The sequence below is a fragment of the Streptomyces liliiviolaceus genome (assembly GCF_018070025.1).
Taxonomy (GTDB): Bacteria; Actinomycetota; Actinomycetes; order Streptomycetales; family Streptomycetaceae; genus Streptomyces; species Streptomyces liliiviolaceus.
This window is the reverse complement of sequence record NZ_JAGPYQ010000001.1, coordinates 5,837,340-5,861,180: the sequence shown is the minus strand read 5'-3', so window position 1 is coordinate 5,861,180 and position 23,841 is coordinate 5,837,340. Positions and strand designations below refer to the sequence as shown.

26 protein-coding genes are annotated in these 23,841 nt (G+C 70.7%); 19 read left to right on the top strand and 7 right to left on the bottom strand.

Annotated elements, in window-relative coordinates:
* The first annotated feature begins 143 nt into the window (after positions 1 to 143).
* On the top strand, positions 144 to 1,424 hold the full coding sequence (locus tag J8N05_RS25540; RefSeq protein ID WP_210886419.1) for a phospholipase D-like domain-containing protein: 1,281 nt from the start codon (positions 144 to 146) through the stop codon (positions 1,422 to 1,424).
* A gap of 93 nt (positions 1,425 to 1,517) precedes the next feature.
* Here J8N05_RS25540 and J8N05_RS25535 read toward each other — a convergent pair whose 3' ends face one another.
* Positions 1,518 to 2,222, bottom strand: a complete 705-nt coding sequence (locus J8N05_RS25535) for a GAF and ANTAR domain-containing protein (protein ID WP_210886416.1) — start codon at positions 2,220 to 2,222, stop codon at positions 1,518 to 1,520.
* 241 nt (positions 2,223 to 2,463) lie between these two features.
* Here J8N05_RS25535 and J8N05_RS25530 point away from each other — a divergent pair, with 241 nt between their 5' ends.
* The 4 genes from J8N05_RS25530 (at position 2,464) to J8N05_RS25515 (ending at position 4,431) form a co-directional block, all read left to right on the top strand.
* The gene (locus tag J8N05_RS25530; RefSeq protein WP_210886413.1) at positions 2,464 to 2,724 is read left to right on the top strand and encodes a WhiB family transcriptional regulator; all 261 of its coding nucleotides are present in this window, start codon (positions 2,464 to 2,466) and stop codon (positions 2,722 to 2,724) included.
* 183 nt (positions 2,725 to 2,907) lie between these two features.
* Positions 2,908 to 3,258 (top strand): hypothetical protein, encoded by a 351-nt coding sequence (locus J8N05_RS25525; protein ID WP_210886411.1) that lies wholly within the window; start codon positions 2,908 to 2,910, stop codon positions 3,256 to 3,258.
* Between the two features lie 136 nt (positions 3,259 to 3,394).
* Entirely contained in the window at positions 3,395 to 3,832 is a 438-nt protein-coding gene (locus tag J8N05_RS25520) for a cell envelope biogenesis protein OmpA (protein ID WP_210886407.1), read from the top strand.
* 107 nt (positions 3,833 to 3,939) lie between these two features.
* Positions 3,940 to 4,431, top strand: coding sequence for a hemerythrin domain-containing protein (locus J8N05_RS25515; RefSeq protein WP_210886405.1), 492 nt, complete (start codon positions 3,940 to 3,942; stop codon positions 4,429 to 4,431).
* Between the two features lie 207 nt (positions 4,432 to 4,638).
* Here the strand turns inward: J8N05_RS25515 and J8N05_RS25510 are convergent, their stop codons facing one another.
* Entirely contained in the window at positions 4,639 to 5,091 is a 453-nt protein-coding gene (locus J8N05_RS25510) for an ATP-binding protein (RefSeq protein WP_210886402.1), read from the bottom strand.
* 74 nt (positions 5,092 to 5,165) lie between these two features.
* Entirely contained in the window at positions 5,166 to 5,339 is a 174-nt protein-coding gene (locus J8N05_RS25505) for a CsbD family protein (protein WP_210886400.1), read from the bottom strand.
* A 218-nt stretch (positions 5,340 to 5,557) separates the two neighbouring features.
* On the opposite strand from J8N05_RS25505, the gene J8N05_RS25500 reads away from it, so the two are divergent.
* The 3 genes from J8N05_RS25500 to J8N05_RS25490 all read left to right on the top strand — a co-directional run bounded on the left by J8N05_RS25500 (position 5,558) and on the right by J8N05_RS25490 (position 9,330).
* Entirely contained in the window at positions 5,558 to 6,535 is a 978-nt protein-coding gene (locus tag J8N05_RS25500) for an ABC transporter substrate-binding protein (protein WP_210886396.1), read from the top strand.
* 298 nt (positions 6,536 to 6,833) lie between these two features.
* Entirely contained in the window at positions 6,834 to 8,654 is a 1,821-nt protein-coding gene (locus J8N05_RS25495) for a glycoside hydrolase family 15 protein (RefSeq protein WP_210886393.1), read from the top strand.
* Between the two features lie 154 nt (positions 8,655 to 8,808).
* Positions 8,809 to 9,330, top strand: coding sequence for a hypothetical protein (locus J8N05_RS25490; protein WP_210886390.1), 522 nt, complete (start codon positions 8,809 to 8,811; stop codon positions 9,328 to 9,330).
* A gap of 51 nt (positions 9,331 to 9,381) precedes the next feature.
* On the opposite strand, the gene J8N05_RS25485 is transcribed toward J8N05_RS25490, so the two are convergent.
* Entirely contained in the window at positions 9,382 to 10,791 is a 1,410-nt protein-coding gene (locus J8N05_RS25485) for a DUF2252 domain-containing protein (protein ID WP_210886387.1), read from the bottom strand.
* Positions 10,792 to 10,819: 28 nt separating this feature from the next.
* Between J8N05_RS25485 and J8N05_RS25480 the strand changes: the two genes are divergently transcribed.
* From J8N05_RS25480 to J8N05_RS25445, 8 genes are all read left to right on the top strand, one after another.
* Positions 10,820 to 11,098, top strand: coding sequence for a hypothetical protein (locus J8N05_RS25480; RefSeq protein ID WP_210886384.1), 279 nt, complete (start codon positions 10,820 to 10,822; stop codon positions 11,096 to 11,098).
* A complete protein-coding gene (locus J8N05_RS25475; RefSeq protein WP_210886381.1) occupies positions 11,095 to 11,838 on the top strand; it encodes an HdeD family acid-resistance protein in 744 nt (247 codons plus the stop codon). Before J8N05_RS25480 ends, J8N05_RS25475 begins: the two co-directional genes overlap by 4 nt.
* 133 nt (positions 11,839 to 11,971) lie before the next feature.
* The gene (locus J8N05_RS25470; RefSeq protein WP_247706477.1) at positions 11,972 to 13,339 is read left to right on the top strand and encodes a hypothetical protein; all 1,368 of its coding nucleotides are present in this window, start codon (positions 11,972 to 11,974) and stop codon (positions 13,337 to 13,339) included.
* A gap of 147 nt (positions 13,340 to 13,486) precedes the next feature.
* A complete protein-coding gene (locus J8N05_RS25465) occupies positions 13,487 to 13,942 on the top strand; it encodes an SHOCT domain-containing protein (RefSeq protein WP_210886378.1) in 456 nt (151 codons plus the stop codon).
* Positions 13,943 to 13,975: 33 nt separating this feature from the next.
* A complete protein-coding gene (locus J8N05_RS25460) occupies positions 13,976 to 14,425 on the top strand; it encodes a DUF7144 family membrane protein (protein ID WP_210886375.1) in 450 nt (149 codons plus the stop codon).
* 191 nt (positions 14,426 to 14,616) lie between these two features.
* Complete coding sequence (locus J8N05_RS25455) at positions 14,617 to 15,306, top strand: TetR/AcrR family transcriptional regulator (protein ID WP_210886373.1); 690 nt, start codon at positions 14,617 to 14,619, stop codon at positions 15,304 to 15,306.
* Positions 15,303 to 16,370 carry a threonine aldolase family protein gene (locus J8N05_RS25450; RefSeq protein ID WP_210886371.1) on the top strand — a complete coding sequence of 356 codons (1,068 nt, stop codon included), beginning with the start codon at positions 15,303 to 15,305 and terminating at the stop codon, positions 16,368 to 16,370. Before J8N05_RS25455 ends, J8N05_RS25450 begins: the two co-directional genes overlap by 4 nt.
* Before the next feature lie 393 nt (positions 16,371 to 16,763).
* On the top strand, positions 16,764 to 17,729 hold the full coding sequence (locus J8N05_RS25445) for a YihY/virulence factor BrkB family protein (RefSeq protein WP_210886369.1): 966 nt from the start codon (positions 16,764 to 16,766) through the stop codon (positions 17,727 to 17,729).
* 48 nt (positions 17,730 to 17,777) lie between these two features.
* Here J8N05_RS25445 and J8N05_RS25440 read toward each other — a convergent pair whose 3' ends face one another.
* The gene (locus J8N05_RS25440) at positions 17,778 to 18,140 is read right to left on the bottom strand and encodes a hypothetical protein (protein WP_210886367.1); all 363 of its coding nucleotides are present in this window, start codon (positions 18,138 to 18,140) and stop codon (positions 17,778 to 17,780) included.
* A gap of 161 nt (positions 18,141 to 18,301) precedes the next feature.
* Here J8N05_RS25440 and J8N05_RS25435 point away from each other — a divergent pair, with 161 nt between their 5' ends.
* Entirely contained in the window at positions 18,302 to 19,585 is a 1,284-nt protein-coding gene (locus J8N05_RS25435; protein WP_210886365.1) for a PucR family transcriptional regulator, read from the top strand.
* A gap of 103 nt (positions 19,586 to 19,688) precedes the next feature.
* On the top strand, positions 19,689 to 21,332 hold the full coding sequence (locus J8N05_RS25430; RefSeq protein WP_210886363.1) for a GMC oxidoreductase: 1,644 nt from the start codon (positions 19,689 to 19,691) through the stop codon (positions 21,330 to 21,332).
* Between the two features lie 60 nt (positions 21,333 to 21,392).
* Here J8N05_RS25430 and J8N05_RS25425 read toward each other — a convergent pair whose 3' ends face one another.
* Both J8N05_RS25425 and J8N05_RS25420 read right to left on the bottom strand, forming a co-directional pair.
* Positions 21,393 to 21,872: a carboxymuconolactone decarboxylase family protein gene (locus J8N05_RS25425; RefSeq protein WP_210886360.1), complete on the bottom strand. Its 480-nt coding sequence runs from the start codon at positions 21,870 to 21,872 to the stop codon at positions 21,393 to 21,395.
* 25 nt (positions 21,873 to 21,897) lie between these two features.
* On the bottom strand, positions 21,898 to 22,971 hold the full coding sequence (locus J8N05_RS25420) for an NAD(P)H-dependent amine dehydrogenase family protein (RefSeq protein ID WP_210886357.1): 1,074 nt from the start codon (positions 22,969 to 22,971) through the stop codon (positions 21,898 to 21,900).
* 360 nt (positions 22,972 to 23,331) lie between these two features.
* Here J8N05_RS25420 and J8N05_RS25415 point away from each other — a divergent pair, with 360 nt between their 5' ends.
* On the top strand, positions 23,332 to 23,535 hold the full coding sequence (locus J8N05_RS25415) for a cold-shock protein (RefSeq protein WP_107014974.1): 204 nt from the start codon (positions 23,332 to 23,334) through the stop codon (positions 23,533 to 23,535).
* Positions 23,536 to 23,841: the final 306 nt, after the last annotated feature.

Below are 23,841 nucleotides of genomic sequence, written 5' to 3'. Positions count from 1 at the left end.
CATGTCTGCTCTACCCCGGTCAATTGCGAAGGTACCCGTCCATGAGCATCCGGGCGGCCGGAGTACAGTCTGCTCGCCGCGCCCGTGCCGGACCGGGCAGCGCGCGCCCTCATGTCTCCTCCCTGTGCCGGCCGGGTGATGCCATGACCAGTACGCAGGACCAGCCGGACACGCGGAACCAGTCCGACACGCAGGACAGGCCCGAGACGCAGGACGGGCCCAGGCCCGAGAAGGCCCTCTCTTCCGGGACATGGTCGTCGTCGGAGTACGCGCAGCGCGCGGAACGGATACGGCGCCGACTGGAGAGACTCATCGGCATCGCGGCGACCGAGGGCAACTCCCTCACCGCTCTGCGCAACGGCGACGAGATCTTCGCCGCGATGCTGGCGGGCATCCGGGCGGCCGAGCACACCGTGGACATGATGACCTTCGTGTACTGGAAGGGCGACATCGCCCGCGAGTTCGCGCAGGCGCTCGCGGAACGGGCCCGGGACGGTGTGCGGGTACGGCTGCTGCTGGACGGGTTCGGCAGCAGGCTGATCGAGAAGGACCTGCTGGCGGCCATGGAGCGGGCCGGGGTGCAGGTGGCGTGGTTCCGCAAGCCGCTCGCCCTCTCCCCGCTCAAGCAGAACCACCGCTGTCACCGCAAGGTTCTCGTTGTCGACGAACGGACCGCGTTCACCGGCGGGGTGGGCATCGCGGAGGAGTGGTGCGGCGACGCGCGCAACGAGCGCGAGTGGCGCGACACCCATGCCGAGGTCCGCGGGCCGGCCGTGGACGGTATCGCCGCCGCGTTCGCGCAGAACTGGGCCGAGTGCCACGAGGAACTCTTCGACGACCGTGACCGGTTCGTCGCGCACACACCCGAGGGCGGGGCCGTGGTGCAGGTGGTGCGCGGCTCGGCGAGCTTCGGCTGGCAGGACATGCAGACCCTGCTCCGGGTGATGCTGGAGTCGGCCGAGGAGCGCTTCCGGCTGGCCACCGCCTACTTCTCGCCGGACGCGTTCTTCGTCGAGCTGCTGTGCGCCGCGGCCCGCCGGGGTGTGGAGGTGGAGATCCTGCTGCCCGGCCCGCACACGGACAAGCGGGTCTGCCAGCTCGCCGGCCAGCACTACTACGAGGACCTCACCGCCTGCGGTGTGCGGATCCACCAGTACCAGCCGACGATGATGCACGCCAAGGTCATCACCGTGGACAAGGTCGCCTCGCTGGTCGGCTCGACCAACTTCAACCGCCGCTCGCTCGACCACGACGAGGAGATCATGCTCGCCGTGCTGGACGAGGAGTTCACGTCGACGCTCGACGCCCACTTCGACGAGGACCTGACGGCCAGCACCCTGATCGAGAAGGGCCGCTGGAAACGGCGTTCCGTCGTGCAGCGGGCCCGGGAGGCGGCCGTCGTCCCCATCCGCCGCTTCCTGTGACGGAGGGGTCGGGCGGCTCGGACGGGTCGGCCCGACCGGAGGGGACCGGCGGACCGTAGGGGGGGGCGGGCGGACCGCGAGGCCGGCCCGGTGTCAGCCGGGCTTCTCGCCGGTCCGGCAGATCTGGCGGGCGATCTCGCGCAGCTTGACGTTGCGGTCCTGCGACGTCTTCTTGAGCACCTTGAACGCCGAGTCCTCGGTGAGCCCGTAGCGCTCCATCAGGATGCCCATGGCCTCGCCGATCTCGTGCCGGGTCTCCATGGCATGGCTCAGCTGCTGATGCGTACGCGCCGCGGAGAACGCCACGGCCGCGTGGGAGGCGAGGATCCAGCCGGCGCGCCGGGCGTTCTCGCCGAAGGCACCCGGCGTGTTCGAGTACACGTTCAGGGCGCCGAGGTTGTCCTCCTCGGTGAAGAGCAGGAAGCCCATCATGCTTCCCATCCCCAGCTTCCTCAGCTCCGGGGCGAAGCGGGGCCACTTCTTGTTCGGCTCCCGCAGGTCCTCGATGGCGTAGATCTGCTGACGGTCGGTCACCGCGTCGAAGCAGGGGCCTTCCCGCAGGTCCTGCTGGAACCGGTCCGACCGGCGGACCACGTCGCTCGTGGCCGCCAGCGCGTGCACCTCGCCCTGCCGCACCGTGAGGATGCCGGCCTCGTCGCACCCGTCGATCAGGACCTTCGCATGCTCCACGACCCGGTCCAGAGTGCCCTGGGCGGAGTCCTGCGCCAGCAGATCCCGCGCCATCTCCGCCACGGCGATCGCGAACTGCTCCCAGACCTCGCCCGGCACCTCAGACATGCGTCACCTGCTCTTTTCGTGAAGCATCCCGGGATGCCTCGTGAAGGCCCATCCTGCCATCCGGACGTCCGCGTCGCGCCGGGCCAGGCCTTTCGGTACGTCCGGTGCGTGAACGCCGGCGTCGTTCGGAGGTCCGGTCGGCACTGTCCCACAAGACTCCCTGTTTCACCGGGGCGGTCAGTGGTGACCCGAAGGGAGACCGACCCCGTGAACAACATCACTGCGATCCAAGGAGGCTCCCATGGAGGGCTGGCGCGACTACGCGGAATGCCGCACCGTCGACCCCGACCTCTTCTTCCCCATCGGTAACACGGGCCCCGCGCTTGTGCAGATCGAGGACGCGAAGTCCGTCTGCCGTCGCTGCCCCGTGCGGGAGGAGTGTCTGAACTGGGCGCTCGACACGGGCCAGAGCATCGGTGTCTGGGGCGGCACGAGCGAGTCCGAACGACGCACCCTGCGCCGCCGCATCCGCAGCCGCGCCTCCCGGGACAGCACCGCGTAGCGGACGTGGTGCACAGGGTGACGCCGGAGGTGCGTGGTGCACGCGGGCCGCACCGTCCGGGACGGGCTGGGGAACCCTCTGAGGTACCGGTTCGTCATTACTGACAGGTGTCGGCCCCGGAGACGAGGGCACAGGGGACTGCGGAAGGCAGTTTTCCGCGCCGTACCCCAGCGAGGTGAAGCAGTGGGCCCGCAGCAGGACCGAGCGTCCGGTCTCGTCGACGACGCGAGCGACGAGGTGGTGGAGCCGTCCGAGGACGAGCGCGCCGCCTGGGAGCGGGTACGACGATCCGCGCGGGGGATGCGGCACCACGAGGCGAAGTCCGCGTGGGACAGCGCACGCGAGGCTGCGGAGGACGGTTCGCGCACCGGCCGGGACGCCGCGATCGCACAGGCGGAGGCCGACGAGTGGGAGCGCATCACCGAGGCGCTCTTCGATCACGCAGGGGCGTACGACAGCGCCGACGACCCCTTCGTCCAGGGCGAGCTGGAAGGCCGCGCACATCATGCGCCCCCGCCGCCCGGCCGCCGGTGAAGTGCGGCGAGGGGATGTGGCCCGGAGTGGCTCCACCCCGCGATGTCAGTGCCCTGAGGAAGAATGCCGAGCAGCGAGAACGCCATCGCTCCAGGCGATACGTGATCGAACCCGTCCGTCGAAAGGCCGCCCGCACATGACGCCCACCCCCCGCCGCCGTGCCGTGCCGCGAGCCTCGGACGGAGCGCCGCTGACTCTGCTGCGACCCGTCCCGCGCACGTCCGCGTCCGCGCCGCTCGGCGCCGGCGGTTCCGAGGTCCTGCGGCTGATCACGGTGCAGCGCGTCCCCGTCTGCCTGACCGTGCACGCCAACGGCCGCCGCCGGTACGGCTACTGGCAGTCGGCCGCGGCCGGCTCCGGGTTCGGAGGCTCTTACGTGGCCCTGCCCACGGACGAGTGCGACGCGCTGCACGAGGCGGGCCGGCTCGTGCTGGGGGACCCGGTGATCGACCCCTCGAAGACGACGTACCCGGTGCGTCCCGCCGCGCGCCCAGCGGTGCGTTCCGTGGTGCGTGCCCCGGTGTCGGCGGCGACGGCGGTGGGCGTGCCCCGGCGGGCCGCTCTCACCGCCTGACACCGGGTGTGCCGGGCAGGGTGCTTCTCCTCCGGTGCTTTTCTTCCCCGCTCGCGGGGGCACATGTCGCTGGACTGTATTTCCGGCGAGGAAGGTTCACCGCACCCATGCCTGAGACACGAGATGTCGTCGAACTCATACTTGCGGACCACCGGAAGATGGAGGATCTCTTCCGGCAGTTGCGCAGTGTCGAGGCGGACCGGGCGTCCGCGCTGAAGGAGTTCGCCGATCTCCTGGTCGCCCATGCGCTCGCGGAGGAGACCAAGGTCTACCCCGCACTCAAGCGCTACAAGGGCATCGACGACGAGGAGGTCGAGCACGGCGAGGAGGAGCACGAGGAGGGCAACAAGGCGCTGCTGGCCCTCCTGGAGGTCGACGAGATCGGCTCCGACGACTGGGACGAGAAGCTGGAAGAACTCGTGGAGTCCATCGCGCACCACACCGACGAGGAGGAACGCACCATCCTGAACGGGGTGCGGGAGAAGGTCGACGTGGAGCGCCGCGAACAACTCGGTGAGGACTTCCTCAAGGAGCGGGCGCGCCGGCTGGAGTCCGGCTGCGGATCCGTCGACAACGTACGCGGCATCCTGAAGAGGTGACTCCCGCGGACGGCTTGCCGTCGGCGTCCGAAGCGTGAGGAACCGAGTCCTGCGGGCGGCTCTGCGCCTGCGCGCGAGGTCCGGCTGTACCCGTGGGTGTGGCCGGACCGACCTGCGTCCCGGACAGGCTCGGACGCATGGGGCCGGTACGTGGGGCCCATGTACGTAGGGCTCTGTACGCGGGACGCGGGACGGAGCCGACCAGGTCTATCGGTGCCTGAGCGGCACCACGGCGGTGATGCGCTTACCGCCGGTCCTGAGTTCCGAGATGGTGATGTCGCGGGCCAGCCGGCAGACGATCGGCCAGCCATGTCCGCCGGGCCGCATGAAGCCCCGCTCGTCGCCGTGCTGCGCCGGGCCGGGGAACTGCTCGCTGCGGTCGCTCACCGACAGACGCACTTCCTGGTCGTCCAGTGTCACCTCGAACCCGGTGACACCGCCGCCGTGCAGCATCGCGTTGGTCGTCAGCTCCGAGGCGACGAGCAGGGCGTCGCAGATGATCTCGTCACCGCCGAGGGCCTCGCGCCGGGACCGACGGGCCTCCGCGAGCGCGTACCTCACCTCTTCGCGCACCTCGGCCGGACTGCGGGGTCCGGAGGGGGTGGGCCGGGACGGGACGGCCGCCGTGCCGGTGACGGACGTCCGGTGCTCCCTGAGCATGTCTTGCTCCTTCGGCAGAGAAAGAAGCGGCCCGCCGCAAGAGCGTGCGACGGGCCCTCCGCATCAGGTGATCCTCAATGGCGGAATGCGTCCTTGGTCTTTTCCTTGGCCTGGCGGGCGTCACCCTTGGACTGCTCCGCCTTGCCCTCGGCGGTCAGACGTTCGTTGCCGACAGCCTGGCCCAGGGTCTCCTTGACCTTGCCCTTGGCCTGCTCGGTCTTCGCCTTCGCCTTCTCGTTCTCGGCCACTGCGGTTCACGTCCTCACTTGTGCTTCGTCCGTGCGATCTACTGTTACGGCTGACCGGAGAGAGCCGGTCCAAACGCGGCCGTTCGAGAAATCGAATCGGTGCACGCGGCCATCCATGTCCTGAGTGCTGACAGCGTGAAATTAGGCCTGTAGATTCCTGCCGTCGCGAAAATGCACAACATAGGCCGAGCCGTAGCACCGAGCTGCAGGAGGAGCCCATGCGAAGGCGCGTTCTCGGGCTTGTCGCCGTGCTGACCACGATCGTCGCCGCGGCCGGGTGCGGCTCTTCCGACTCGGGGGCCGGAGGTTCGTCGTCCTCGGGTGGGGACAGGACCACACGGGTCAAGGTCGGGATCATTCCGATCGTCGATGTGGCCCCGCTCTATCTGGGACAGAAGAAGGGGTTCTTCGGCAGCCGCGGCATCGAGCTGGACATGGTGAGTGCCCAGGGCGGTGCGGCGATCATCCCCGGAGTGGTGAGCGGTCAGTTCCAGTTCGGGTTCAGCAACACCACTTCGCTGATGGTCGCCCAGGTCAAGGGAGTTCCGGTCCGATCCGTGGTGAACGGCGCGGCGTCCAACGGGAAGGTCGGGGGTGACGTCACCGGGGTGGGTGTCAGCAAGGACAGTCCGATCAAGTCGGCCGCGGACCTCGCCGGGCACACGGTCGCGGTGAACACCCTGCAGAACATCGGGGACACCACGGTCCGTGAATCTGTGCGCGTGGCCGGCGGCGACCCGTCCGAGGTCGAGTTCGTGGAGATTCCGTTCGATCAGATGCCGGCCGCGCTGGACGGCGGACGGGTGGACGCCGCGTGGATGGGTGAGCCCGCGATGACCATCGCCAAGGGGCAGGGCGCGCGGGTGGTGGCGTCGCCGTTCGCGGAGACGGATCCGAAGCTGACCGTGGCCACGTACTTCACCTCGGCTCAGCTGGCCGAGCGGGATCCGGGGCTGGTCAAGAGGTTCGCCGAGGCGATGACCGAGTCGCTCAAGTACGCGACCGGGCACCCCGACGAGGCCCGTCAGGTGCTCAGTACGTACACCAAGATCGATGGGGATGTGCTGGCGAAGCTCACGTTGCCGGGGTGGCCGGCGGATGTCGACATGGCGTCGTTGGAGAAGTTGGCGGGTTTGGGGGAGCGGGACGGGTTGTTCGGTGACGAGAAGCCGGATCTGGAGGCCCTCTTTTCTTGAGGGGCCTCCCGCTGTTTTCTCGGGGGGTCCACCCCCCGAACCCCCGGGGTGTTCATCCGCGCCTCGGGGGGGGGGGGGCTTGCGTCACTGACTCGGGGGCTCCGCCCCCTGACCCCCGGTGCGCAGTTCCCCGCGCCCCTAAAGCCTGCCCCCGTGCGCGCCACCGCGCTCGGCGGTCTCACCCGTCCTGGGGGAGGCCTGCGCAGTGTGGTGCGGGGATGTTGGCGGGTGCGGGGGTGTGACACGGTGCCGGGACATGTGATGCCCGGGGGCGCTCCTGCCGAAGGGAGCACCGGCCATGCGACGTTATCCCCCCATCGCCGATCACGGACTGGTCGGTGACCTGCAGACCGCCGCACTGGTCTCCTCCGACGGCACGGTCGACTGGCTGTGCGCGCCCCGGTTCGACTCGCCCAGTGTGTTCGCCTCTCTCCTCGACCATGAGCGCGGCGGTCACTTCACCGTGTCCGCCGACACCGCGCAGCCACCGGTGCAGATCTACCTCCAGGACACCGCGATCCTGGTGACCCGTTTCCTGACGGAGTCGGGCGTCGGCGAAGTCGTCGACTTCATGCCGGTGGAGCGCCCCGAGCGCGCGGTGGGCAGGCACCGGCTCGTCAGGATCCTGCGGGTGACCCGCGGCCGGGTCCGCTTCTCGCTGGAGTGCCGGCCGCGCTTCGACTACGGCCGTGCCGGGCACCGCGTCGACCTCGGCGAGGACACCGTGCGCTTCGACGCACCCGGCGCCCAGGCCGTGGTGCAGACGGTCGGCCCGGTGCGGTGGAGCGGGGACGGCGACGACATCCGCGGCGAACTGACCATGGACGAAGGGGACTTCGCCGCACTCGTCCTGACGGTGGGCGACGCCGACGACACCCCCGTACCACCGCTGACGGCCCCGGACGTCATGGCGCTGTTCGAGGGCACCCGGGACTTCTGGCACGCGTGGGTGCGCCGAGGTCGCTACCGCGGACGCTGGCAGGACATGGTGAACAGGGCGGCCATCACCCTGAAGCTGCTCACATACGCGCCGACCGGGGCGCCCGTCGCGGCCCCCACCATGGGACTGCCCGAACAGATCGGCGGCGGACGCAACTGGGACTACCGCTACACCTGGGTGCGGGACGGATCGATGTCGGTCGGCGCCCTGCTCGGCCTCGGCCATGTCGAGGAGGCCCTCGCGTTCCGCGGCTGGCTCGGCGACCGGGTGAAGTCGGGCCGTACGGTCAGCGGCGAACCCCTCCAGATCATGTACCGCGTCGACGGCGACCCCGAACTGGCGGAGGTGGCCCTCGACCACTTCGAGGGCTACCGCGGATCGGCGCCGGTGTACGCGGGAAACGGCGCCGCGGGACAGCTCCAGCTCGACATCTACGGAGAGGCCGTTCTCGCGCTCTCGCACACCGTGCAGGGCGTCGGCAACGCACCCCCGTACGACGGCTGGCAGGCCCTGTCCGGGGTGCTGGACTGGCTGGTCAAGGCCTGGGACCGGCCCGACGAGGGGATCTGGGAGACACGGGGCGGGCAGAAGGACTTCACCTACAGCCGGCTCATGTGCTGGGTCGCCTTCGACCGGGGCATCCGGATGGCACGTGACTTCGCCCGGCCCGCCGACATCCCGCAGTGGACCACGGCACGGGACGACATCCTGCGCCAGGTGATGGAGCGCGGCTGGAGCACCCGCCGCCAGTCGTTCGTCCAGAACTACGAGGACACCACCCTCGACGCGTCCCTGCTGCTCATGCCCTCCGTGGGCTTCATCGCACCGAAGGACCCGCGCTGGCTGTCGACGCTCGACGCGATGGAACGGGAACTCGTCTCCGACAGTCTCGTCCAGCGCTACGATCCGCAGGCCTCCCCGGACGGACTGCGCGGCAGCGAGGGCACGTTCTCCCTGTGCAGCTTCCTGTACGTCGACGCGCTGGCGCAGGCGGGACAGCTCGGGCCGGCCAGGTACGCCTTCGACAAGATGCTCACCTACGCCAACCCCGTGGGCCTGTTCGCCGAGGAGATCGGCTCGACCGGGGAGCAACTCGGCAACTTCCCGCAGGCGTTCACCCACCTGGCGCTCATCACGGCCGCCCTCTCGCTCGACAAGGAGATGGACGCCGTCGGTTGAGCACGGGGTTGAGCACGGGGCGGGGTCCGGGTGCCGACCCGTCGGGGTCGCCCATGGAGGGTGAGGCGCCGGCCGGGCCCGTCACGTGGCATGGGGCGGGACGGCCGGGACGGGCACCCGGGCGGACACGGTCGTCGCCCGAAGGGAGATCGAGATGTCCGGTACCGGACACGCCACGCCCCGGGCGGTGCGCAACGCGGAGCGCCGGGCCCGGGCCGACTGCACCGGTGGCGTCTACGGCTCCATGCTCGCCGCCTCCGTGATCATCGGAGCCGGCGCCCTCGGATCGTTCCCGCGCCTTGAGCTGGTGCTGTTGCTGCTGCTCACGGGAGTGGCGTTCTGGATCGCTCATGTGCACGCCCAGGTGTTCGGTGCGCGTCTGACGCAGCGGAGGCTGGATCTGCAGGCCGTTCTGGGCGTGTGCCGCGACGAGTGGCCGATCGTCGAGGCGGCCGTCCCGCCGGCCGCCGCCGTGGCCGTCAGTCCCTTGCTGGGACTGGGCATCGAAGCCACCGTGTGGTTCGCGCTCGCCGTCGCCGTGGCCGGTCAGGTGGGCTGGTCCACCACCGCGGCACGACGGGGCGGAGCCTCCCACGGTCTGATGGCCGTCACCGCCGGCGTGAACCTGGTGCTAGGCCTGCTGATCATCGCGTTCAAGCTCTTCCTGACACATTGACCACACGCCACGGGCGTCCCGGCGCCGTACGACGGCCCCGCACGCGCGCCCTCACAGACTCTCGGCGCGGACCCTGCCGGCGCGGACGGCGGCGCCCAGCGCCTCGAAGTCCCGCTCGTTCTGGTCGGCGTAGGCCTGCGCGAAGCCGGTGAGGGCCCGGTCGAAGCGATCGCTCCCGCCCAGATAGGCGGCGATGGCCACGGGGTCGCCGGAACGGGCGTGCGCCCGCGCCAGACAGGCGCCGCACAGCTGCCCGAACAGGCGCAGCAGCCCGGGGTCCATGGTCTCCGGCCGGGCGATGCCCTTCCAGTCCCGCAGCTGCCGTACGTAGAAGTCCCGGCCCCGGCCGTCGAGCCCCACGACGTGCGTCCAGCCCAGGAAGATGTCACTGGTCGTCTGGATCAGCCGCTGACCCGCCACCACTCGGCGGCCCTGGTTGTCGTAGTGGTTGCCGTTCGTGTGCGCGGCGAGCACCGACTCCTGTGCCTCCTTGGCCTGCAGCAGCAAGGGGTCACCGTCGTCCCTGCCGAGCATCAGCAGGATCCAGCAGCGGGTGCCGACGCTTCCGACGCCCACCACCTTCCGGGCCATGTCCACGAGCCGGTAGTGGCGCAGCAGGTGCCGGCGCTCGGAGGACAGGGTCCGCGCGTACCCCTCCACGACGGTCCGCAGTTCCTTCTCCTCGTCGGCCTCGGAGGTGTCCGTGAGCAGATCCCGCAGCGGAGTGATCAGCGGCGGGTCCGGTGTGATCCGCCTGCCCTCGGCCGTGACCCGGGTGAGCTTCTCGAAGGCCTGGAGGTGGGTGCGTGTCCTGGCCCGCGCCGACGCGTCGGCGGTACGGTGCCTGGCCCGCTTGTCCATCGAGGAGGCCAGCAGCTCCCGCATCCGGTCGACGTCGTCCTGCGCGTACCAGATGTCGAGCGTGGTCATGCCGGCGAACTGGCGCATCCGGTCCCGGTAGGCCCGCACACAGGCCCGTACGACGAGGTTCTGTTTCGTGACCGGGAAACCGTTGGCCCGGGCGGCGATCGCGAAGCTGGCCGCCAGCCGCTTGACGTCCCATTCGAAAGGCCCGGCCAGGGTCTCGTCGAAGTCGTTGATGTCGAAGACCAGATGACGCTCGGGCGAGGCCAGCAGCCGGAAGTTGAGCAGATGGGCGTCCCCGCAGAGCTGCACGGTCAGGCCGGAGTTCGGTACGGGCCCGAGGTCCGCGGCCATGATCGACGCGGCGCCCCGGTAGAAGCGGAACGGGGACTCCAGCATGCGTCCGTAGCGGATCGGCACCAACTCGGCCAGCCGTGTCCGCGACTGGCGCTCTATCACCTCGACGGGGTCGGGCCGTTCGTGCTCCGCCTCGAACCAGCCGTGACACGCACGGGAGGCCCGCTTGCGCGCGTCCCTGCCGTACGCCGCCCGCTCGGCGGGGGGCAGGGAGGCCGTGAAGGCGATCGGTATGGCCATGGCGCGAACCTCCTGAACCGTCCGGACGGTGCCCACGGGCACCCGTGCCACACGCACCTGTACCGAGCGCCTCACCGAGCTGCCCGTACCGGGCACCCGTACCGTCCCGTCCCGCCGCATGCCGGCGTACGTCTGCGCCCTCCACCTCATCGTCTCCCCGATGGGGCGGGATCACCCGCCGGGGGTGAGCCCGCCCCGCCGGGAGGGCGCGACGCTGACGGTCGCTCCACTACGCACCGCCCGGGCGGCGGTCCGTCCGCGGCGCTGTCCGACCGCGCGAGGAGGAGCCGAGGAGGAGAGGCCATGACCGTGTCGCGTGGTCCGGCACCGCGTTCCGGACCGGCTCACCGCTCCGACGGGGCGACCCCCGGGGCGTCGGCCGATCCGGCGGAGGTGCTGGCGAAGCTCGGACACTCCTGGACCTGGATCCTCGGTTCGGCGGTGGCCACCCTGGTGCCGGGCATCCTCGTACTGGTCTGGCCGGACGAGACGCTGCACGTCCTCGCGGTCCTGATCGGGCTCTACCTCCTGGTGACCGGGGGCTTCCGGTTCGTGGCGTCCTTCGCCCGCGAGGACCTCGGCGAACGGCTGCCGGGGCTGCTCCTGGCGGTGCTGTACGTCCTGGCCGGGGTGCTCTGCCTGCGGAACCCGCTGCAGACGATCGCCGCGCTCTCGCTGATCGTCGGGGTCGTCTGGCTGGTGTCCGGCATCCTCACCCTCTACACGGCCATCGTCGCCAAGGGCCTGCCCCACCGCGGCTTCCTCTTCGGCGCCGCCGTGATCGGCATCCTGGCCGGCATCGTGGTGCTGGCGCTGCCGACCGAGTCGGCCCGGGCGCTGACCCGGCTGCTCGGCCTGTGGCTCGTCCTGCTCGGACTGGTGGAGGTGGTGATCGCCTTCGCCTGGCGAGCGTCGTTCGGCAAGGCGCGCGCCACCGGTGCGCGCGCCCCGGCCGAGCCGGAGAACCCCACCGGACCCACTACCTACACGGACCCCGCGAGCCCTCCAGGACCCGCAGGCCCCGCGAACCCCACCGGGACCGGCTGACATCTCCCTGCCCTCCTTCGGCGCCGGTCCGCCGCAGCGCCCGTGACCGGGTGCCGCCTGCCCGACCCGCCGCAGCCTCCGTACCCCGTCGGCAGCGCGTCGCCGCCGGGGCGCACACCTCCGAGGAGGAGCCATGGCCCCCGACGTCCCGGACGGCAACGCCGTACCGTCCCACTCCGGCGGAGCTCAGGACACCGGTCGTGTCCTGAGCGCCGAGGAACGCTCGGAGTACGAGCGGCTGCGCCGGGCCGCGACCCTGCGCCACCGGCGCACACGCCGCCTGGGCGCGTCGATCCTTCTCCTGGTGGCGCTCCTGCTCTCGCCCCTGGCGGTCGTCTCGGCCTGGGTGCAGGACACGGTCTCCGACACCGACCGGTACGTTGAGACCGTCGCCCCCCTGGCCTCGGACCCCGCCGTGCAGAAGGTGGTCATCAACCGGCTGACCGCCCGCGTGGTGGAGCAGGTGGACGTCGAGGCGGTGACGGCCTCGCTCACGAAGGTCCTCGCGGACGCCGACGCCCCACCGCGCGTGGTGGCGGGCTCCGAGGCCCTCACCGGCCCGCTGACCTCGGCGGTACGCACCGTCGTGCGGCGCAATGTCGAACGCGTGGTCACGAGCGACCTCTTCCAGCAGGTGTGGGAGGGGGCGAACCGGCGGGCGCACGCCGCGGTGCTGCGCATGCTCACCGGGGAACGCGAAGGCGCCCTGCGCGCCACGGACGACGCCATCGAGCTGGACATCGGATCAGTGGTGGACCAGGTGCGGCAACGTCTCGTCGACCAGGGTTTCGAGCGGGCCGCGCTCATCCCGGACAGCGACCGGACCGTGACCCTGTTCCGGACCGCCGAGCTGGCCAGGGCGCAGGACGCGATGCGGGTGCTGGACATCGTCGGTACGTGGCTGCCCGCGCTCACCATCGCCCTCGCGGCCCTGGCCGTGTGGACCGCCCCCGGACACCGGCTGATGCTGCTGATCACGGCGGTCGGCATCGGTCTGATGATGGTGGCGCTGCTCATCGCGCTGGCGGCCATGCGACGGGTGTACCTGGACACGGTCCCGGTCGCCACGCTGCCCCCGGACGCCGCCGCGGCGATCTTCGACACCTTCGTGCGTTTCCTGCGCGACAGCACGCGCACGCTGATCGTCGTCGCCCTGGTCACGGCCCTGGCCGCGTATCTGTACGGCCCGGGGCGGGCGGCCGTCGCCCTGCGGAGCGGGGCCCGGCGCGGCGCGGGTGCGGCGGGGCGGGGACTGAGCCGGGCCGGTCTGCGCGTCGGTCCCGTGGGGCGCCGACTGGCCGCCCGCCGCTCGTGGGCCACCGGCGTCGTCATCGGGGCGGGCGCCCTGGCACTCGTCCTGTGGAACCACCCCACGGTCGGCTCCGTGGCGCTCGTGCTCGGCCTGGTCCTGGTGGCACTGGCCGCGGTGGCGGTGCTCGTCGCCGTCGCGGCCTCCGGCCCGCCCGGGGACGGCGCGGCTTCCGGCCATGCCACCCCGTGAACCGTGGCCGGAACGCGCCGGCGTCCCGTCCCGAGCCATGCGCGCCGGTCCTCTCACCCGCTCCGGGTGAGGCCGTTCGCGCTTTGACCCGGGCACGCTGAAAATGGTGGAAAAAGGCTGGGCACACGCCCAGGACGGAGGAAAGTCATGTACCTCGCCTACGACTATCCGCTCATGAGCGTCTTCTGGTCCATGCTGGTCTTCTTCCTGTGGATCATGTGGTTCGTCCTGCTGTTCCGGATCATCGTCGACATCTTCCGGGACGACGACATGAACGGCTGGGGCAAGGCCGGCTGGCTGGCGTTCGTGGTCTTCCTGCCGTTCCTCGGCGTCTTCGTCTACGTCATCGCGCGGGGCAAGAACATGGGCCACCGCGAGGTGGCGCAGGCACATGCGCAGCAGCAGGCCTTCGACTCGTACGTCCGGGAGACCGCCCGCGGCGCGGACCGGCCGAGCAGCGTCGACGAACTCGCCCGGCTGTCCGAGATCAAGGCCCGCGGCGACATCACGGAGGAAGAGTTCCACCGGGCGAAGGAACTGGTGCTGGGCGGCTCCGGCACCTCGGGACGGACGGGCGCCACGCACTCGGCGGCCGGTCGCTGACGGCAACGCACGACACTGAGACGAGGCATCGGTATGACTGCGACACACGCCGGCCACACGCAGCACTCGGCCAAGCGGCACTGGGCCGAAGGCCTGACGATCTTCGCGGCCATCATGCTCATGATCGCGGGTGTGCTCGACATACTCCGGGGGATCATGGCGGTCGCCGAGGACGACCTCTTCATCAACACACCCAACTACATCTTCGAGTTCGACCTGACCTCATGGGGCTGGATCCATCTCGGCCTGGGTGCCGCGGCCGTGATCGTCAGCATCGGACTCTTCCAGGCGTCGACCTGGGCGAGGATCGCCGGCATGGCCATCGGCGGCCTCATCATCATCGGCAACTTCCTCTCCATGCCGTACTACCCGGTCTGGTCCATCGTGATGATCGCCTTCTCGGGCTTCATCATCTGGGCCCTGAGCGTGGTCCGTGAGGAGGACTTCGACGAGTCGTTCACGACGCCTCCGCGGAACCTGTGAACGAACCCCGCCGGCACGGGCGGTGAACCCCACGGTCCGTGCCGGCGCGGTGCGGTGCTCTTGCGCGCCGTGACCCGGTCGCTCCTGGGGGGAGGCGACCGGGTCACCTGCGTTCGGCGCCACGTGCCCGTCGTCGGCTGCGGCCGTCCGCGCGGGATACGTTCGATACGGCGTACCGTACACTGACACGCATGCCACGGAACTCCCCGTCCCTGGACCGCGCCACCCCTGACCGGATCGCCGAGGCCGCCCTGCGCCTGGTCGACGAGTCGGGCCCCGAAGCGCTGACCTTTCGCGCGCTGGCCGCCCGGCTGGGCATCTCCCTCGCCTCCCTCCAGCGCCGCTGCACCGACCTGGCCGGCCTGCTGGACCTGTGCACCGACCACCTGGCCGCCCGGCTGCCCGAGATCGAGCCGGGCACCGGCTGGGCCGAGGCCACCGAGACGCGGTTCACCGCGCTGTACCGCCTGCTGTCGGCGCACCCGGGTCTGGCCACGCTGCGGGGCGCCCGCCCCTGGCTCGGCCCGCACCTGCTGGCCCGGCTCGTCGAGCCGCAGCTCGCCGACAGCCTCGCGGCCGGGATGACCCACCAGGAGGCGATCACCGTCTACCGGCGGATCTACCTGCTCACCCTCGGCAGCGCGAGTTTCGTGGACCACCGCGATCCCGGAGCCACCCAGGCGCTCACCCGCACCGCCCTGGCCTCCCTCGACCCGGCGGACTACCCGGCCCTGACCGGCGACGTGGCGGCGATCCTGCCCGTCCTGACCGACCACGAGGTCTATTACGGGGCCCTGCGCCAGCTCGTCACCGCCGCCGACCCGGCGCGTCCGGCCCACCCCAGCACCCCACTCGACGGAAAGTCAGGACCCACGGCATGAGCAACAGCACGACCGGCGCCCCCGCCACCGCCGCCCGTACCTTCAGCAGCGACAACGCGGCCGGCGCCTCCCCGGAGATAGTCGAGGCGGTGGTCCGGGCCGCCGCGGGCCCGGCCTCGCCGTACGGCTCCGACGGCATCACGGCCGGTGTCCGCGGCAAGCTGTCCGAGATCTTCGAACGCGACGTCGACATCCTGATCGTCTCCACCGGCTCCGCCGCGAACGCCCTGAGCCTGGCCGCGCTCACCCCGCCCTGGGGCAGCGTCCTGTGCCACCGCGACAGCCACATCAACAACGACGAGTGCGGGGCACCGGAGTTCTACACCGCGGGCGCGAAGCTCGTACCCCTCGGCGGCGACGACGCGAAGATCGACGCGGACGAACTCCGCGCGGCCGTCCGCAACAAGGCCGGCGACGTGCACAGCGTGGAACCCTCCGTGGTGAGCCTCACGCAGTCCACCGAGACCGGCTCCGTCTACTCCCTCGACGAGCTGCGCACCCTCGGCTCGATCACCGAGGAGCCGGGCCTGCGGCTGCACATGGACGGCGCCCGCTTCGCCGGAGCCGTCGCGGCCCTCGGTGCCACCCCGGCCGAGCTGACCTGGCGGGCCGGTGTCGACCTGCTGTCCTTCGGAGCCACCAAGAACGGCACGATGACCGCCGAGGCGATCGTCGTCTTCGACCGCTCCCTCACCGCCGAACTGAGCTTCCGCGCCAAGCGGGCCGGACAGCTCGCCTCCAAGATGCGCTTCCACGCCGCCCAGCTCGACGCGTACCTGACGGACGACCTGTGGCTGCGCAACGCGACCCACGCCAACGCCATGGCCGCCCGCCTCCAGGACGGCGTCAAGGCCATACCTGAGGTGGACCTCCTCGGCGCCGCCGAGGCCAACATCCTCTTCTGCCGACTGCCCCAACAGGTCATCGAGGGACTGCTGGCCGACGGCTACGCCTTCTACCACGACCGCTGGGCGCCCGGCGTCGTCCGCTTCGTCACCTCCTTCGCGACGACCCCGCAGAGCATCGACGACCTCCTCAGGAGCATCCGCCGGTACGCCGCCTGACCCGCCGACAGCACCGCGGCCGGCCTCAGTCGCCGCGGTGACGCCAGTACCAGAAGCCGGCGGCGACGAACGCGCAGAAGAAGGCGACGGGCAGGATCAGCCCCGGAACGCGGGCCGCGCTCACGAGGCCCCCTCCGCGCGGGCGCGGGGCGTTGCGTCGATGGTTCCCATGCGTGTGCGACTCCGCTGTGGTGGGGGTACTGGGGGGCGCTGGAGCGCCGTACGGCGAATCGGGTCGCGGAGCCGGCTCGGGCTCCGCGCCCCGGACGGCGTCGGCCCCATGATGGCGGAACCGGCCGGGATCCGGCCCGTTCCGGACGCGGCCGGATGTGTGTGCGATCATCTCCCGTTCGGCTCGGGTCGCCGGACGGACGACTTGAGGAGACATCCGCGATGGGTACCGCCGTGCACGTCCCGCAGACCCGGGACATGATCGGGGAGGAACTCTCCGGCGACGAGGCGCTCGCCGCGCTGCGCCGCTACGGAGGCCGGCGCCTCCTGGTGGACGCGTTCTCCCGCTTCCGCTACGCCGACGGCTTCACCAACGCGCGCTCCCTCGCCTTCCAGGTGGTCCTCGGCATGGTGCCGTTCACCATCGCCCTGGTGGGGGTCGCCACCACCGTCCACACCGAGAGCATCGGCCGGATCATCGAGCTGACCCTCGGCCGGATCGTGCCCGGTGCCAGCGCCGACCTGGTCGAGGAGGCCCTGGACAAGACGGCCCGCAGCGCCGGATCCGGAATCTGGGGCGCCCTCGCGATGTGGCTGGGCCTCGCCTTCGCCGTACTCAACCTGGCGTCGGCGATGGGCCAGGTCGAGCGGGGCGCCAACCGGATATACGGCATCGAGCGCGATCGCCCGTTCCTGGTCAAGTACGGCCGCTCGCTGCTCCTCGCCCTCACCGCGGGCATGCCCCTCGTGCTGGGGTTCCTCGTCCTGGTCGCCGGTGACGCGGTGGGGGAGTCGGTGGTGGAGGCCCTCGGCTGGTCCCGGGACGGCCTCGCCTGGTGGGGGCCGCTCGAAGTGCCCCTGGGCGTGGTGCTGGTGTGGGTCGCCTCCGCGGTGATCTTCCGCTGGGCTCCCCGCCGGGACCAGCCCGGCTACACCTGGCTGGCCTTCGGCTCGGCGGTCCATCTGGTGCTGTGGGTCGCGGCCACCTGGCTGCTGGCGCTGTACGTCGCCAGGAGCGGGTCGTTCGGTGCCGTCTACGGCCCGCTCACCGCGTTCGTGGCCCTGCTGCTGTGGGCCAACCTCACCGCGGTCGCGCTCTTCCTCGGAGTCGCCTTCGCCGCCCAGCTCGAAGCCGCCCGCGCCGGCATCACCGACGCCGTGGAACCGGACCCGGGCCCCGGCCCCTGACCCGCGACACGACCAAAGGGCCCCTGACCGCGGCCCACCAGCAGCACGTCAGCGCCGCCGAGCCGCCGGATTCTCGGTCCGGTGGTCGTAGTACGCCCACACGGAGACCGCCACCAGCGCGATGACCGTGACCGCCACCACCCGCACCGCGCCCGAGGTGGTGAAGGCGATCAGACCGGTCACGGCCCCGCCGCACAGCATGATCGTGCGGCTCACGAACCGCTGCCGGGGCGTCTGCGGCTCCTCGCGGTCCTTGAGGTCGTGCAGGGCGTCATGGGCCGGATGCCCCGAGCCGCGCCGTGCGCGCGCCCGGTACGCCAGCGCGTAGCTGATCAGCGCGTACAGGGCGAGGGCGCCCAGGGCCCAGAGCCACCCCTCGGGATCCCCGCCGCCTCCACGTGCCAGATACATGACACAACTCCTCCCGTTCGGCTTCCGGATTCCCCTCAAACCCAGGGGCACGCGGGACGCCTGTCACGGGCCGATGGAAAAGAACGACGCAGAACCCTAGGGACCGACTGGACGGTATGTCATTCTACGGAGCAACCGAGCCGACGCCCCGGGAGAACGCGATGCAGCAAGCCGTACGGTCCCGAGCCGAACTCGGTCACGGACCGCCGTCCACCGCGCCGGCGCGTGCCCCGAGGGTCCGTTCGCTGATCGACGCCGACGCCCTGCGCGTACTGCACCGGTCGGCCCGCGTGCTCCTGAACAACCTCCCGGAGCTGACCGACCGGCTGGTGGCGGCGCTGCGGGAAAGGGAGCCCGCCTACCGCAGCACCCTGGAGAGCGATCCCGTGGGCACCTGGCAGGAGGTGCACCGCTCGCTGAGGCACAGTGTCAGCTCGCTGCTCGACCCGAGGAACGCCCGGGACGCCGCACTGCGCTGCTCGTGGAAGATCGGTGCCTCGCGTGCCGAACAGGGGCTGCCGCTGGACGCGTTGCTGCACGCCTTCCGGCTCGGCGGATCCCTGATCTGGCAGTCGCTGGTCGAGGAGACCTCACGGACCGCCCCCGAGGACGTCCGCCTGCTCGTCCATGTGGCGGCCGACGTGTGGAACTTCGTCGACGAGCACTGCACCCTCGTGGCCGACGTCTACCGCAAGGTCGAGCGCCAGCACGCCTGGCGCCAGGAGCACCGGGTGCGTCTGCTGACCGCCGCCCTGCTCGACGGTACGAGCCGGATCGCGGACGTCGCAGAGACGGCCGAGGCCCTGGACCTGCCGGAACAGGGCCGGTACGCCGTGATCGCCGTCGCGGGCGGACGCCAGGCGGGCCGCACGTCCGTGCCAGGTGCCGTCGTCCCGGCCGGTGCGCGCGTCTACTGGCACACCGGGGTGGAGGTCGACCACTGCATCGTCCTGGTCGGCGACGGAGACCCTGACGGTGAACAGGACGAGGCGACGGTGGGACTGACCGCGCCGGCGGGAACGAGGGTCGGTGTCGGACCCGTCGTGGCGGGCCTCGCCGCGGTGGGCGACGCCCGCAGGCTGGCGGACATGGCCCTGAGCATGTGCGCGGACGACGGCGGCACCGTACGGCTGGCCGAGCAGTTGCCGGCCGCGCTCGTGATGTCGTGCCCGGAGCTGGGCGGCGCGCTGGCCGCGCGGGTCCTCGGGCCGCTGCTGCGCCTTGAGCCGTCCGACCGCGACATCCTGCTGGACACCCTGGCCGCGTGGCTCGACTGCGACGGCTCGGCACAGCGGGCGAGCGCCCGGCTGTACTGCCATCGCAACACCGTCCTCAACCGGCTGAAGCGGTGCGAGCAGTTGACCGGGCGCTCGCTCGCCCGCCCCGCGGACATGGTCGAGTTCAGCCTCGCGCTGACCGCCAGACGCCTGCTGCGCGATACGTGATGCCCCGTATGTGATCGTTTGAAAGTTACCTCAAGGTATGGCGTGACTTCTCACGGGAGTGCCAGTAGAACCCGTTTCACTCTATGAGAGTGAGGAGCCGCGCATGAACGACGATTCCCCACGTGGGACGGGCCTGAGAGGTGTGTCCCGGCGAAGATTCATCACTGGAACTGGTTCTTTTCTCGGCTCGGCCGCGCTCGCCGGGCAGTTGACCCCGGCGCACGCCGCCACCTCGGCCGCGGCGGCGGTGATCGAACCGGGGGCGCATGTGCCCGCCCTCGTGATCGGTACCGGCTACGGCGGCTCGGTGGCCGCCCTGCGCCTGGCCCAGGCGGGCGTCGACGTCCACATGATCGAGATGGGCATGGCCTGGGACACCCCCGGCTCCGACGGCAAGATCTTCGCCAACACGACGAGCCCCGACTACCGGTCCTACTGGCTGCGCACCAGGACGAAGCAGCCGCTCAGCAACTTCCTCGGCTTCCCCATCGACAAGGACGTCCCGCGCTACACCGGCATCCTGGACGCCGAGGAGATGGGCGGCATCATCGTCTACCAGGGACGCGGCGTGGGCGGCGGTTCGCTGGTCAACGGAGGCATGGCGGTCACTCCGAAGCGGGAGAACTTCGCCGCCGTCCTGCCGTCGGTCGACGCCGCCCAGATGTACTCCGTCTACTACCCGCGCGCCAACGCGGGCCTCGGGGTCGCCACGGTCGACCCGACCTGGTTCGAGACCGCCGACTGCTACCAGTACGCGCGGGTCGGCCGTAAGCACGCGGAGCGTTCGGGCTTCCCGTTCGTCTTCGTGCCCGACGTGTACGACTGGGACTACATGGAGCAGGAGGCCGCCGGGACCGTACCGAAGTCCGCACTCGCGGGCGAGATCCTCTATGGCAACAACTACGGCAAGAAGTCCCTGCAGAAGACCTATCTCGCGAAGGCGAAGGCGACCGGACGGGTCGCCGTCTCACCCCTGCACAAGGTCACCTCGGTCGCCCCGGCCTCCGGCGGCGGCTACACCGTCGTCATCGACCAGCTCAACACCACCGGCGGCACCACGGCCACCAAGACCGTCACCGCGGACCGGGTGTTCTTCGCGGCCGGCAGCGTCGGCACCAGCAAGCTCCTGGTCAGACTGAAGGCCACCGGCGCCCTGCCCGGCCTCAACAGCGAGGTCGGCAAGGGCTGGGGCGACAACGGCAACGTGATGTGCGGGCGCGCCAACCATCTGTGGGACCCCACCGGCGCCGTGCAGTCGTCCATCCCGTGCTCCGGCATCGACAACTGGGCCGCGGGCGGCGCGTTCGCCGAGGTGGCGCCCCTGCCCACCGGCATCGAGACCTACGCCTCCTTCTATCTGTCGATCACCAAGAACCCCAACCGCGCCCAGTTCTCGTACAACGCCGGGACGGGCAACGTCGACCTCAACTGGCAGACGGCCTGGAAGCAGCCGTCCATCGACATGGCCAAGACGATCTTCGACAAGATCAACGCCAAGGAGGGCACGATCTACCGGACCGACCTGTTCGGCACCTACAAGATCTGGGGCGACCACCTCACGTACCACCCCCTCGGGGGCGCGGTGCTCAACAAGGCGACGGACAACTATGGCCGCCTGCAAGGACATCCGGGTCTGTACGTCATCGACGGCGCGCTCATCCCGGGCAACACCAGCGTCAACCCGTTCGTCACGATCACGGCGCTCGCGGAACGCAACATCGAAGCGATCATCGCCGCGGACCTGTAGCGACGGCAGGGGTACGCAGCCGGGGCCGCCCGGACCACCGGACGGTCCCGGAACGGCGGCTCAGTGCCCCGGCAGTACGCACATGGCGTCGAGCCCGAGGACGCGGTTGAGCCGCCCGAACGCCAGCCACGACCCGAGGCTCATGGTCAGCTCCACGATCTGGGCCTGGTCGTAGTGCGCGGTCATCCGGTCCCAGAACTCCTCGTCGAGGCCGTGATGGTCCAGTGCGTACCGCTCCGCGTACTCGGCGGCCAGCCGGGTGCGCTCGTCGAAGGCGTCGGTCGTACGCCACTTCGCCACCGCGTCGGCGAACTCCTCCTCGACCTTGACCCCGTCCCGTTCGGTCCGCCAGTCGAGGCAGAAGAGACAGCCGTTGATCTGCGCGATCCGCAGCCGCGCGGCCTCGAACTCGCGCAGCCCCAGGGTCGTATGGGCGTAGACGGCCAGCGAGAAGTTCGCGGCGGCGGGCCCGATACCGGGGACCAGGTCGCCCCACACGTATTCGATCGCGTTCCTGCCCTCGGGAATGTCGACGTTCATCCGGGACTCCTTCGCGTGCGCGGTGTCACTTCCTGCCGAGCCTTCCGACCGCCGGAAGCAGCGGGACGTCGAGCGCGTCGTACAGCCCGGGCTCCGCGGTCACGAGCCACTCGATCGCGCCCACCAGCCGGCCGACCGCCGTGGCGTTCCCGCCCGCCGACCGGTTCTCGCCCTCGTCGGTCGCCTCGACGGTGATCTCGATGCGCGGGCGGCCCTCGACGATCACGCGATGGGCCCCGTCGCCGTTCGGCGGAACCGGCCAGTCCGGCGCGCAGGACGGGTGGATCCGGGTGACGTGCTCGATCACGATCCGGGGCTCGCCCCCGACGATGCCCTGCACCTCGAAGCGCACCGCGCCCTGGGTGCCGGCCGCGAACTCGCCCATCGTCCGGGTGCTCACCGTGGTGTCGAGCGGGCGGCGCTGCAGGGTCTCGCGGATCTCGTCGATCTCGACGCCCAGCGCGCGGGCCATCAGCCGTATCTGCCCGCCCCACACCATGGTCGGGATCGACGGGGCGAGCATCAGCGGCTCGTAGTCCATCGGCTGCCCCATCCCGACCAGGAACCGCACCGACTCCTCCTGCTCGTACGTGGAGTAGTCGAAGATCTCCTGGCAGCGGATGCCGTCGACGACCGTGCCGAGACCGCTCATCAGCAGGGGCAGGACGTCGTTGCCCCAGCCGGGGTCGACGCCGGAGACGAACAGCGACCCGCCGCCGTCCGCGACGGCGGCCAGCACGGGGTCACGGAACTCGGGCGGGGCGTTGCGCTGGTCGTAGAGCGGATACAGCGAAGGGGTGACGACCACGGCGCCGCCGCGGATCGCCCTGCCGATGTCGGCCAGCGCCTCGTCGGGCCGGACGTCGCCCGAGGCCGCGTACACGACGGCCCCGGGGGTCGCAGCCAGGACGGCGTCGATGTCGTCGGTCGCCGTGACGCCGAGGCCCCGGCCGAGACCGCCGAGCTCGCCCGCGTCGCGCCCGACCTTGTCGGGGCTGTGGACGAGCACCGCCGCGAGATCGAGCGCCGGATGCGCCTCGACCGCACGGATCGCGGCGCGGCCGACATTGCCGGTACCCCAGACCACCGTGGGAATCATGCGCGGAGCGTAACCTGACGAGTCGTCAGTTTCCATAGTCCTGCACGGACCCCGCCACCCGCTTCGCGCGGAGCGCTCTGTGAGGTCTTCGGGAGGGCCGGCCGAGGTCTTCGGAAGGGCCGGTGGCCCGTCGGTAACGGTTTTCCGGTGGTGCGGCTGTGCCGTTGCCCGAGGGGCCCTCCGTGATAGGCTTGATCCAGTTGCAGTTGTAGTTCCCGCACACTTCAAGTGCCGCAGGCGAATTCGTATTCGTCGGGCACTTTTGTATTTCCGGCGTTCCATTCCGGACGGGGTCAATTGCGGCGTCACAGGGGTCCACACAGTGCGGGCCCCCGGGTACTGCCCCGAAAGGGATATGACATGGCTAGTGGAACCGTGAAGTGGTTCAACTCGGAAAAGGGCTTCGGCTTCATCGAGCAGGACGGCGGCGGCCCCGACGTCTTCGCCCACTACTCGAACATCGCCACCCAGGGCTTCCGCGAGCTCCAGGAGGGCCAGAAGGTGACCTTCGACGTCACGCAGGGCCAGAAGGGCCCGCAGGCGGAGAACATCGTCCCTGCCTGATGCTGTAGCGCGCAACGCGGCTGGGGTCCCACTTGGTGTGGGGCCCCAGCTTGTTGCTTTTTCAAACGCCTGGGGGATCGCCCCTCGGGCCCACCGACGGCCGGTCCGGTCCACGCGTTCTCCGCACCCCCGATCCGGCCTTTTGATCCGCCCCGGTCTCCATTCCGGGATTCCCGCCGCCCGACACCGTTTCCCGGTGTGCCGCGTCGGCTGGGCAGGCCTGCTTTTATCTTGCTTCCGGCTCGTTCTTGCAATTCGTTCGGCTCGTACATGCCGAGAATTCCTCGATACGTGCCATATCGAGGA

Excerpts from the sequence above, each read along its gene's own strand:
- J8N05_RS25535 (WP_210886416.1), bottom strand. The coding sequence starts at position 2,222 with ATGTCTGAGGTGCCGGGCGAGGTCTGGGAGCAGTTCGCGATCGCCGTG.
- J8N05_RS25495 (WP_210886393.1), top strand. The coding sequence starts at position 6,834 with ATGCGACGTTATCCCCCCATCGCCGATCACGGACTGGTCGGTGACCTG.
- J8N05_RS25455 (WP_210886373.1), top strand. The coding sequence starts at position 14,617 with ATGCCACGGAACTCCCCGTCCCTGGACCGCGCCACCCCTGACCGGATC.
- J8N05_RS25435 (WP_210886365.1), top strand. The coding sequence starts at position 18,302 with ATGCAGCAAGCCGTACGGTCCCGAGCCGAACTCGGTCACGGACCGCCG.
- J8N05_RS25440 (WP_210886367.1), bottom strand. The coding sequence starts at position 18,140 with ATGTATCTGGCACGTGGAGGCGGCGGGGATCCCGAGGGGTGGCTCTGG.
- J8N05_RS25515 (WP_210886405.1), top strand. The coding sequence starts at position 3,940 with ATGCCTGAGACACGAGATGTCGTCGAACTCATACTTGCGGACCACCGG.
- J8N05_RS25430 (WP_210886363.1), top strand. The coding sequence starts at position 19,689 with ATGAACGACGATTCCCCACGTGGGACGGGCCTGAGAGGTGTGTCCCGG.
- J8N05_RS25415 (WP_107014974.1), top strand. The coding sequence starts at position 23,332 with ATGGCTAGTGGAACCGTGAAGTGGTTCAACTCGGAAAAGGGCTTCGGC.
- J8N05_RS25475 (WP_210886381.1), top strand. The coding sequence starts at position 11,095 with ATGACCGTGTCGCGTGGTCCGGCACCGCGTTCCGGACCGGCTCACCGC.
- J8N05_RS25460 (WP_210886375.1), top strand. The coding sequence starts at position 13,976 with ATGACTGCGACACACGCCGGCCACACGCAGCACTCGGCCAAGCGGCAC.
- J8N05_RS25485 (WP_210886387.1), bottom strand. The coding sequence starts at position 10,791 with ATGGCCATACCGATCGCCTTCACGGCCTCCCTGCCCCCCGCCGAGCGG.
- J8N05_RS25445 (WP_210886369.1), top strand. The coding sequence starts at position 16,764 with ATGGGTACCGCCGTGCACGTCCCGCAGACCCGGGACATGATCGGGGAG.
- J8N05_RS25540 (WP_210886419.1), top strand. The coding sequence starts at position 144 with ATGACCAGTACGCAGGACCAGCCGGACACGCGGAACCAGTCCGACACG.
- J8N05_RS25490 (WP_210886390.1), top strand. The coding sequence starts at position 8,809 with ATGTCCGGTACCGGACACGCCACGCCCCGGGCGGTGCGCAACGCGGAG.
- J8N05_RS25500 (WP_210886396.1), top strand. The coding sequence starts at position 5,558 with ATGCGAAGGCGCGTTCTCGGGCTTGTCGCCGTGCTGACCACGATCGTC.
- J8N05_RS25520 (WP_210886407.1), top strand. The coding sequence starts at position 3,395 with ATGACGCCCACCCCCCGCCGCCGTGCCGTGCCGCGAGCCTCGGACGGA.
- J8N05_RS25425 (WP_210886360.1), bottom strand. The coding sequence starts at position 21,872 with ATGAACGTCGACATTCCCGAGGGCAGGAACGCGATCGAATACGTGTGG.
- J8N05_RS25470 (WP_247706477.1), top strand. The coding sequence starts at position 11,972 with ATGGCCCCCGACGTCCCGGACGGCAACGCCGTACCGTCCCACTCCGGC.
- J8N05_RS25465 (WP_210886378.1), top strand. The coding sequence starts at position 13,487 with ATGTACCTCGCCTACGACTATCCGCTCATGAGCGTCTTCTGGTCCATG.
- J8N05_RS25530 (WP_210886413.1), top strand. The coding sequence starts at position 2,464 with ATGGAGGGCTGGCGCGACTACGCGGAATGCCGCACCGTCGACCCCGAC.
- J8N05_RS25510 (WP_210886402.1), bottom strand. The coding sequence starts at position 5,091 with ATGCTCAGGGAGCACCGGACGTCCGTCACCGGCACGGCGGCCGTCCCG.
- J8N05_RS25420 (WP_210886357.1), bottom strand. The coding sequence starts at position 22,971 with ATGATTCCCACGGTGGTCTGGGGTACCGGCAATGTCGGCCGCGCCGCG.
- J8N05_RS25450 (WP_210886371.1), top strand. The coding sequence starts at position 15,303 with ATGAGCAACAGCACGACCGGCGCCCCCGCCACCGCCGCCCGTACCTTC.